This is a genomic window from Vibrio sp. 2096 (assembly GCF_033339595.1).
GTDB classification, from domain to species: Bacteria; Pseudomonadota; Gammaproteobacteria; order Enterobacterales; family Vibrionaceae; genus Vibrio; species Vibrio alginolyticus.
This window is the reverse complement of the sequence record NZ_JAWOUX010000105.1, coordinates 1-1067: the sequence shown is the minus strand read 5'-3', so window position 1 is coordinate 1067 and position 1067 is coordinate 1. Positions and strand designations below refer to the sequence as shown.

The 1067-nt window shown below is 46.9% G+C and carries 1 protein-coding gene and 1 pseudogene; one reads left to right on the top strand and one right to left on the bottom strand.

What is annotated here, in order from left to right:
- Positions 1–860 (top strand): DMT family transporter (locus tag R7Q41_RS24375; protein WP_318144751.1); only part of this gene is annotated, 860 nt, incomplete at its 5' end.
- Positions 861–968: 108 nt separating this feature from the next.
- Here the strand turns inward: R7Q41_RS24375 and R7Q41_RS24370 are convergent.
- Positions 969–1067, bottom strand: a pseudogene (locus tag R7Q41_RS24370) (pyruvate kinase); the annotation flags it as partial.

Below are 1067 nucleotides of genomic sequence, written 5' to 3'. Positions count from 1 at the left end.
AAGGTGGGGCAATTTCGGCACTGCAACCTGCTGATATTGCTTTGGTGCGCTTTCTCGTTCCTAGCCTAATCTTGTTGCCTTTTGTAATGAAACATAAAGCCGCCCTAAAAGCCGTTCCCAACAAATACCTTACTGGTATTGTCTTGGGTAGCGGTTTACCTTATTTACTTGTAGCGGGCACTGCCATGCATTTCGCTCCCGTCGCGCATGGTAGCGCCTTAATACCTGGCACGTTGCCTTTGTTTGTTTCTGCCATTGCAGTCTTGTTCTATCAACAATCGCTGAGTCATCACCGCATTATTGGTCTTTCCACCGTACTGCTGGGTATTTTTGTGTTTCTGCTATCTAATATCGGGGAGGAATACAACTGGTCTCAACTTCAAGGGCACGCGATGTTTTTAGTTGGCAGCTTGATGTGGGCGGTTTTTACTATCAGTGCACGCGTAGCCAACCTCAACGCTTATGTATGCGCGGGTTTTGTCGCCATTGTCTCGTTACTTATGCTTATCATCGCAGTCGGGTTCGGTTGGATAGACAGTTATTTAGCGGTAACGCCTATCTCGAGTTGGCCTTGGGAGGAGCTGTTTAGCCATGCAATGTTACAAGGTGTCGGCGCAGGGCTTATCGCATCGTTTACGTTTATCTATGCCATAAAAATCATTGGCGCTGAAGCCAGCGCCGCATTTGGGTCTCTCACTCCCGTTGTCGCAACGTTGCTTGCCGTTCCAATCTTTGGCGAACAACCGGATTCGCTAACTTGGAGCGCGTTAATTCTGGTCACTTGCGGTAGCGTAGTCGCCAGCCAAATCTTTATGAAGCATGAACTTACTCAAACTTATCGCCCACCACTTCACAGATAGCGATTAATTGACAAAAACTTTTATAAACCACACTTGATGAGTAAAACGGCGTTTTGGTAGCCTCTTTTCAATCAGAAATTGGAACCTCAGATCTTATGCCAGTTTTTTAATGATACGGCGACCACCGAGATCTACACCAAGGTCACCACGTGCAACCATCACTACATCGGATGCGAGAATAATGTCGTCAATAGACTCATTGGTCGC